Annotated in this window: 1 protein-coding gene; it reads right to left on the bottom strand. The window is 66.8% G+C overall.

Annotated elements, in window-relative coordinates; translation table 11 throughout:
- Positions 1-288 precede the first annotated feature (288 nt).
- Complete coding sequence (locus I0Q12_RS23370; RefSeq protein ID WP_307846460.1) at positions 289-8,904, bottom strand: non-ribosomal peptide synthetase; 8,616 nt, start codon at positions 8,902-8,904, stop codon at positions 289-291.
- Positions 8,905-9,074 lie beyond the last annotated feature (170 nt).

Genomic DNA, 9,074 nt, shown 5'->3' with positions numbered 1-9,074 from the left:
GCGGCGGAAGCGCCCCAGGCCGCCGAGCCCGAGGTCGCCGAGGCTCCCGCCGCCGAGGAGACCCCGGCTCCCGCCAAGCCGGCCGCGGACGTCCCGCCGCCGCCGAAGGCGAAGCCGGGCGGCCTGCAGATCAAGGGTGGCATCAAGCCGCCTGGCCGCAGGTAATCTCTCGACATCGAATGGCCCCCTCCGATTCAGGAGGGGGCCATTCGACATTCAGGGATCCTCAGCGTCCGGCAGCCGGAGAACCTTTCGAGCGTCGGCAGAGTGCGCCGATCGCACCGCCGATCACAGGCCGGAACTTGTGCAGACCCTCTCGGACAGCGCATCCAGCGCTCGGCGTACGACCGGTCCCACCGTCGCGAGCGCCTCGGGCGAGGTCATCTCCCAATGGGTCACGGGCAATACGTGATCGTGGACTTCGCCCGTGGTGGTGTCGGTCCAGCCTGTAACTCCCTGCCGACCGTCGGCCCCCGCGGTGAAATACAGAATGTCGCCGTCGAACACTCCGGGGCGGTGATGTTTCTGCAGCGTCAGGTTGTGTTCGGCCGAGGCAAGCAGTCGGCGCACCAACTGTTCGGCGCGTTCGACAGGACTCCCCGTCAGTTCGGCGACCGTCGTGACCAGACCCGGGATGTCCTGCGGTGCGCCGTCGGCAAAACCGAAGCCGGCGAGCACATCACTCAGGGACACCTCGGCACGTTCGGACGAACCACCACCGGCGAAACTGTCGAGCATCGCGAGCAGTTCGACCGACTCGCCCGCGGCCTGGAGTCGAACCGCCATTGCATGGGCGATCACGCCACCGAGCGACCAGCCGAGCAGACGATACGGGCCGTGCGGTTGCACCCTCCGGAGTTCGTCGACGTAACGCTCGGCCAGATCGTCGAGCGAAGCGGGCGCGAAGTCCGGTTCGGCGATGCCCGGTGACTGGAGACCGTGGATCTCCGTGTCCAGATGCTGAGCCAGACCCGAGTAGCACCAAGACAATCCGACGATGGGGTGCACACAGAACAACGGGGTCCCCGGGCCCTGGCTGCGCAGCGTTATCACCGGATCGAGGGCATTCCCGGTCCCGGCTACAGCACCCTGGTCCACCAGGCGAGCGAGCCCTTCGACCGTCGACTCCTGGAAAAGCCACTGCAGCGGTACCGGCGCATCGAACTCGGCGCGAAGCCTCGACACGACCTTGGTGGCGACGAGAGACGTGCCACCGAGCGTGAAGAAGTCGTCGTCCAGACCCACCCGCTCGGCACCGAGGACCTCGGCGAACACCGCCGCCACCACTTGCTCGACCGGGCTGACCGGAGCCCGGAACTCGCGCGCCTCGAACACCGGCTCCGGCAATGCCTTCCGATCCAGCTTCCCCGACGCATTGAGCGGCAGCGCCTCGAGCAGCACCACCTGCGAGGGCACCATGTACGACGGCAAGACCCCGCGAACGGCGTCACGCACGCCCACCGCATCGAGATCCATACCCGCAGCAGGAACGACGTACCCGACGAGATGCTCACCCAGATCACCGCCGCGTACCACCGCCACCGCCTGCGTGACACCGGCGACGCCGAGCAGAGCCGACTCGATCTCGCCCAGCTCGATCCGCTGACCACGGAACTTCACCTGGAAATCGGTGCGCCCCAGGTATTCCAGCTCACCGGACGCGCTCCACCGCACGAGGTCACCCGTGCGGTACATCCGGCCACCCGAACCGAACGGATCGGCCACGAACCGCTCCGCCGTCAGGTCCACCCGGCCGTGATAGCCACGCGCCAACTGGACACCGGCCAGATACAACTCCCCCGCGACACCCACCGGCACCGGACGAAGCCGGGCATCGAGGACGACCACTCGCGAATTCCACTGCGGAAGACCGATCGGGACCGTCCGCCCCATCGCATCACCCGCGACGACCCGGCGATAGGTGATGCTCACCGCCGCCTCGGTCGGCCCGTACAGATTGTGCAGCGGCGCCGACGACAGGCGCGTCCACGCACGCACCGTCTCCGGTGGCAATGCCTCACCGATGACGAACACATCACGCAGCGTGATCAGATCCTCGGATGCAGCCTGCTCGGCGAACACCGTCAACATCGACGGCACGAAATCGGTGAGCGTCACTCGCTCCCGCGCCACCGTCCGGGCCACATACCCGGGGTCCCGGTGACCGTCCGGCGTGGCGACCACCAGATGCGCACCGACCTGCAACGGCATGAAGAAGCCCCACAACGACACGTCGAAGGTCGTCGCGGTCTTCTGCAGATAGACATCCGATGCGGTGGGTGCGTAGCGATCCCGCATCCACGCCATCTGATTCGCGATCGCACGATGCGGAACCGCGACACCCTTGGGCCGACCGGTGGACCCGGACGTGTAGATCACGTACGCCGTGTTCTCCGGCCGCAGCGGCGACACCCGATCGGCATCGGTAACCGGCCGATCGGAGCAGGACGACAGATCCACCTTGTCGACGAACACCACGGGGGCCGCTCCCCCGCCGGCGAAGCCGTCTCGCGAAGTCGACAGAACCGCAACGGGCCGAGCCGAATCCAGCACGTATCCGGTGCGCTCGAGTGGATGGTCCGGATCCACCGGAACGTAGGCGCCACCCGCCTCGAGCACCGCATAGATCGCGACCACCAGATCCAGACTCCGCCGGATCGCCAGCGCCACACGAGATTCCGGACCCACACCGATCGAGATCAGATGCCGCGCCAATGCCGACACCCGAGAATCGAACTCGGCATAGGTGAGCCGGTCACCCTCGAAACTCACCGCGACCGCATCCGGCGTGAGCGCCACCTGCTGCCGATAGCGCTGCAACAGCAACTCGTCCTCGACCCGATGATCGGTGTCGTTGACCTCGACGACGAGCCGATCCCGTTCGGCGTCGTCGAGCAAGACCACATCACCGATCGACATCGTCGTATCCGCGACGAATGCCCGCAGCACCCGCAGATACCGTTGCGCGAACCCGGCGATCGTGCTGTCGTCGAACAGATCGGTGGCATAGGCGAAATCCACTGTCATTCCACCGAACTCGGTATCGATTCCAGGACGTTCCGCGACCGTGAGCTGCAGATCGAACTTCGCCACCGAGAAGTTCGGCTCGACCGCGCCGATGGTCAGGCCGGGCAACTCGAACGCGGTCGGGGCGAAGTTCTGGAAGAACAACGCCACCTGGAACAGCGGATGCCGCGCCTGCGACCGAACCGGATTGAGCACCTCGACCAGCCGCTCGAACGGCACATCGGCATGACCGAACGCCGCGACGTCCACCGAACGCGTCTGCCCGAGCAACTCCGCGAAGGACTGCCCCGGATCGACCTGCGTCCGCAGCACCAGTGTGTTGACGAACATCCCGACGATGTCGTCGAGCGCGCGCTCACCACGACCGGCAACCGGTGTCCCCACCGCAAGGTCGCCGGTGCCGGACAACCGCGCCAGCAACACCGCGAGCGCTGCATGCATCACCATGAACACCGTGGCATCGTGCTCGCCGGACAGAACGGCCAACGCCTCGTGCAGGTCCGCAGGAACCTCCACCGTCAGGTTCGCCCCGCGATGGGACGCCACCTGCGGGCGGACCCGATCGGCCGGGAGATCGAGCTGCTCCGGAAGCCCGGCGAGCTGCCGCGTCCAGTACCCGAGCTGACGGGAGATCACCGACTCCGGATCATCCTCCGACCCCAGAACCTCCCGCTGCCACAACGCGAAATCCGCATACTGGACCTCGAGCGGCACCCACCCCGGCGCCTCACCCCGGCACCGAGACTCATACGCCACCATCACATCCCGTGCCAAGGGCCCCATCGACACACCGTCACCGGCGATGTGGTGCACCACGAACGCCAACACGAACTCGTCCACCGCATCCGAGATCCGGAACAACCGCGCCCGCACCGGCACCTCGACCGCCACGTCGAACCCCGCCGAGATCACCTCCGACACCGCCGGCACCACATCCGCCGACGCGACATCGACCGGCACCAGATCCACCGGCACGTCCTCCACCCGGAGAACCTGCTGCCACCCGACACCGTCGAGCTCCGGATACACCGTCCGCAACGACTCGTGCCGCGCCAACACATCTCCGACCGCCGCGGCCAACGCCGCCACATCCAACGCACCCGTCAACCGCAGCGCCAACGGAATGTTGTTCACCGCCGACCCCGGATCCAAACGGTTCAGGAACCACATCCGCTGCTGCGCATACGACAACGGAACATGCTCCGGACGCTCCCGCGCCACCAACGCCACCCGACCGCCGGAGCCGACATGCTCCGATGCCCGTGCCGCCAATCCCTCTACCGACGACGCCTCGAACAACACCCGCACCGGAACCGATGCATCCAACGCCGCGCCCAGCCGCGCGACCACCTGCGTCGCCGACAACGAATTGCCACCCAGAGCAAAGAAGTCGTCGTCCAGACCGACCCGCTCCACGCCCAGCACCTCGGAGAAAACCGACGCCACCGCCTGCTGCACCGACGTCACCGGCGCACGGAACGCCTGCGCCTCGAACACCGGCTCCGGCAACGCCTTCCGATCCAGCTTGCCGGACGCATTGAGCGGCAGCGCCTCCATCACGACGAACTGCGTCGGCACCATATAGCCCGGCAGCACATCGCTCATCTCGGCCCGCAACGTCGAGGACGACACGTCACCGTTCGGGACGACATAGCCGACGAGCTGACCGGAACGCACCGCAACCGCAGCCGCGGCCACGTCGTCGAGGCTGTGCAGTACCGCCTCGATCTCACCGAGCTCGATGCGCAATCCCCGCAGCTTCACCTGATGGTCGATTCGCGCGATGAAGTCCAGGCGTCCGTCCGGTCGGCGGTACACCAGGTCGCCCGTCCGATACATGCGTCCGGGCGCCACCGGGTTCGCGACGAACCGTTCCGCGGTGAGACGCTGCGCCCCCAGGTAGCCGCGGGCAAGACCCTCGCCCGCGAGGTACAGCTCACCGATCCCGCCGAGCGGAACGGACCGCAGGCGGTTGTCGAGAACGAGAGCGGTCGTGCCGGGAATCGGGCTGCCGATCGTGACCTGCTCGCCGACCTCCTCCGCCGTAGCCACGATGGTCGATTCCGTCGGTCCGTACGCGTTGATCATCGAACGGTCGGGCACCTCGGGATGGGACGCCCACTGCGCTGCGAGATCGGACGGCAGGGCCTCACCGCCCACCGCGACGACACGCAAGCCGTCGGATCGCGCGGGATCGAGGGACGCCAGAACCGCGGGGGTGGACAGGAAATGCGACACCCGCTGGTTGATGAGGAACCGCTGCAGGTCCTCACCGGCGAACGTGTCGTGCGGCGCGACGACGAGGCAGGCGCCGGAAGCGAAAGCAAGCAGCATCTCCAGCTGCGCCGCGTCGAATGCCGGGTTGTAGCTTTGCAGCACACGGGAATTCGGAGTCACTCGATAGGCATTCACAGCCCAGGTCGCGAGGGGCCCGAGGCCCCGGTGGGTGACGACGACGCCCTTGGGTTTCCCGGTGGAACCCGACGTGTAGATGACATAGGCCGCGTCGTCGACCGAAATCTGCGCATTCACCGGCTCCGCGGAACCGCCGAGCGAGTCCACCGTGACCCAGTGGACCCACGAGCCCACGCCCGCGGGAGGCGAGTTCTCGCAGATCGCGACACCGGCACCCGCTCCGCGAATTTCCTCGTCGACGCGGTGGTTCGGCTGATTCGTATCCAGCGGCAGGTAGGCGGCGCCGGTCTTCGCGACAGCCCAGATGGCCGTCACGAGGCCGACCGAGCGTGGCATCATCAGCGCGACCACATCCCCGCGGGTGACACCGGCCGCAACGAGCTCCTGCGCCAGCCGGTTCGATCGCTCGTCCAGCTCCCGGTAGGTCAAGGTGGCGTGGGTATCGGCCACCGCCGGCCTTTCGGGATGACGCGCCGCCGTCTCGGCGAGGATCCGAGCCAACGTTCTGGGGGCGTCCGGAGCGTCCCCTTCGAGGGGCGCACCGGATTCCAGCGGGATGTCCCGGACCTCGATCGTCGGATTCACAGCGACGGATTCGAGAATGCCCCCGAGCTGCCGCGCGATCGACGCTGCGAGGGATTCACCGAAAAGCTCTCGAACGAAGCGGATTTCGATGTCGATCCCCGCAGCCTCGGCACCCGACGACATTTCACGGAACGCGACGATCAGGTCGAGGTCCGCCGACGGGGACTCGTCACCGATGCCCGATATCAGCCCGACCTGGAGATGCCGTCCACCCAGGAGATCCGCGAGCTTGTCGTAGGGAACGTCCGGAGCTCGAAATGCCTGGGAGTCGAAATCCTTTGCCGCCCGCACCAACTCACCGAACCGATGCGCCGATTCGACAACGGTCCGGAGTGGGATCACGTTGCTGCCGGTTCCGGATTCGATCGGTGCTCCGATGACGACGTCGTCGTCCTGCCCGAGTCGCGACAACAGCACCGCGAGCGCTGCGTGCACGAGAACGAACGTCGAGGCGCGCTCCTGCCGAGCGAGTACGAGCAGCGCACGATGAATCTCCGCCGGGACCTGGGCTGTGGTCGTGCCGAATGTCCGGGTCGAGCCGGACGCGGATGTGCGCTCGACCTGCAGCGGCGCAGGGGTTTCGACACCGTCGAGCGCGCGTCGGCGTTCGGCCGAGGCCGCTGATGCCGCGTCCTCGGGCTCGACCGGGCGGAGCCGATGTTCGTGATCCCAGTAGCCGAACCTGCCCTGACGGTACATCCGGCTGCCGGGAGGACCCGCGGGGTTCGCAACGAATGTCGCTGCCGTCCAGCCGGCCCGTCCTTCGAAGCCCCGGGTCCACGCCGACGCCACCAAATAGATCTCGCCCATCGAATCGAGCGGTACCGGCCTGAGCCGCGTGTCCAGCAGGATCGCCGAGACGGGACTGTCCGGCAGACCGGACCATTCCACCGCATCGGACGGATCGAGGCGACCGCCTATCTGGTCGATCAGAGCCGGACCGGGTCCGATGCGCTGCCGAGCGCCGTCGTCGTCGGGGCTGTTCGCGATCGCGAGGGTCCGGGTCAGATTGGCGGCGCCGAGCTGAGTCATTGTCAGGCTCGCCGGCGGTCCGAACGGGGTGGATACATAGCCGACACAGGCCGCATGGTCGAGGCGGATCGCATGCCGACGCTCCGGGTCCGGCGGCGTGTCGGCATCGCGGGTTTCGTCCACGTCGATCCGGAGCACTCCGGCCGGGACGAGGAGCGGATCGGAGGCGATCGCGGCGACCACGCCGGCGTCCGCGAAGAAGAGGGCACGAACCGGTTCGGGAAGTTCCGGGTCGATCGGGACGAGGGTGGCGCCGCTGCGGATCACACCCCACGTCGCCGCGATCCGCTCGTTCGAGGGCGGCAGGACCACCGCGACCCGATCTTCCGCACCGAACCCGCGCTCGACGAGGTTCGCGGCGATCTGCCGGGAACGTTCCTCGAGGTCGTACCCGTCGGCGGTGCGCGGTCGGTTCGTGCGGTCGTCGGTGTCGTAGTCGTCCAGCACGTCGATCAGGGTTTGCTCGACGCCCGCTGCCGGTGTGGCGATCCGGGAGACGACGGCGTGCTCGGCTGCGGTGAGAATTTGGTAGTTGCCGATCGCGACGGTCGGCCCGGCAGTGACGAATGTCTCCAAATATCGTAGGAAACGTTCGTGGTGGCGTTCCAGTTCGTCCGGTTCGTAACGCGCGGGATTTGCTTCGAAGTCGATTCGTAGTCTGTTCGGATGAATTCCGGGGTAGATCGAAACGGACAAATCTTCGACCGGTCCGGTGCTGAGGACGTTGTATTCGCCGGTCACTTCGCCGAGCACAATTTCCCGGTGGAAGAGCATGATATTGACGAGGGGTCCGAAACCGGCGCTGCCGGCGGTGAGTCCGGACATTTCGCGGTACATGTCTTCGTATCGGTACCGCTGGTGCCGCAGCGCCCCGGTGATCTCGGCCTGGATCGTCCGGACGAGGTCCTGCGGGGTGGCAGTGGGTTCGACGCGCATTCGTAGCGGCACCACGTTGGCGAGAGTTCCACCGGACCGCTTCGCGGCGGCCGTGGTGCGAACCGCGACAGGCAGGCCCAGCACGATGTCGCTCTGTCCGGTCATGCGGGCAAGGAACGCCGCGAACGCGGCGAGCACGATGGGCACGGCGGTGGTGCCCCAGTCTGCCGCTGCCGCGTCCACATACCTCAACAGGCCCGGGCTCATCTCGTGCCGCACGAGGCGGGACGGCATGCGCGGGGGTCCGGATCGGTCGGTCAGGCGCGCCGGCCGGGGCAGGTCCGCGACTCGCTCCGCCCAATAGGCCCGATCGTCCTCGAATCGGGCAGTGGTCCGGTACGCGTCCTCCATTGCGTACAGTTTCCGCAGGTCGACGGCTTTCGACGGCGGCGCCTCGGTGCCCTGTATCGCGTGCGTGTACAGCTCGGCCACTCGATTCATCAGCGTCATCGCGCCGTGGCCGTCGAGCACGAGGTGATGGGCCACGCTCAGCCAGAAGTAGCGGTCTTCGGCGATGTGGAGCAGCTCGGTGGCGATCAGCCGATCCCGGTACAGATCGATCGGTCGGCTGTACCGCTCGACCATGTAGTTCCGGGCCGTCTTTACCGGATCGTTGTCTTCCCGGAAGTCCCGATACCGAAGCGCGTCCTCGATGGTCGGATCCACGACCTGGTAGGGCTCGCCGTCCCGGTCGAGGATCAGCAGCCCGGGCGACAGCAACTCACGGGACGCCCGGTCCGCCGCAGCGACGAGCACATCGAATTTCAGAGGGCCGCGAACGTCCACGTACTGGGCAATTGTGTACGGAACATCGGGAGAAATCTGCTGAGCGACGAAGAGTCCCCGCTGCGAGGGTGCCAGCGGAAACGGCGACAATGATGTTGATTCGCCGTCGCCCGACTTCGGCACGCCCGACCCCTTTTCGACACTCGGTGATCCCCGTACGCCACTGCGTACGTACAAAGACTTATCCTAGCGGGGAAAGAATCGTTACCTTTCGTATACATGACTGCACTCGGGGAGCGGTCGCATGTGTTCGACATCCGGTTACCGATCGGCGGAGACGGAAGCCTAGGAGT

This window comes from Rhodococcus sp. CX (genome assembly GCF_015865005.1).
Classification (GTDB): Bacteria; Actinomycetota; Actinomycetes; order Mycobacteriales; family Mycobacteriaceae; genus Rhodococcus.
The sequence above is the reverse complement of the archived record's forward strand: the minus strand, read 5'-3'. Positions and strand labels throughout refer to the sequence as shown.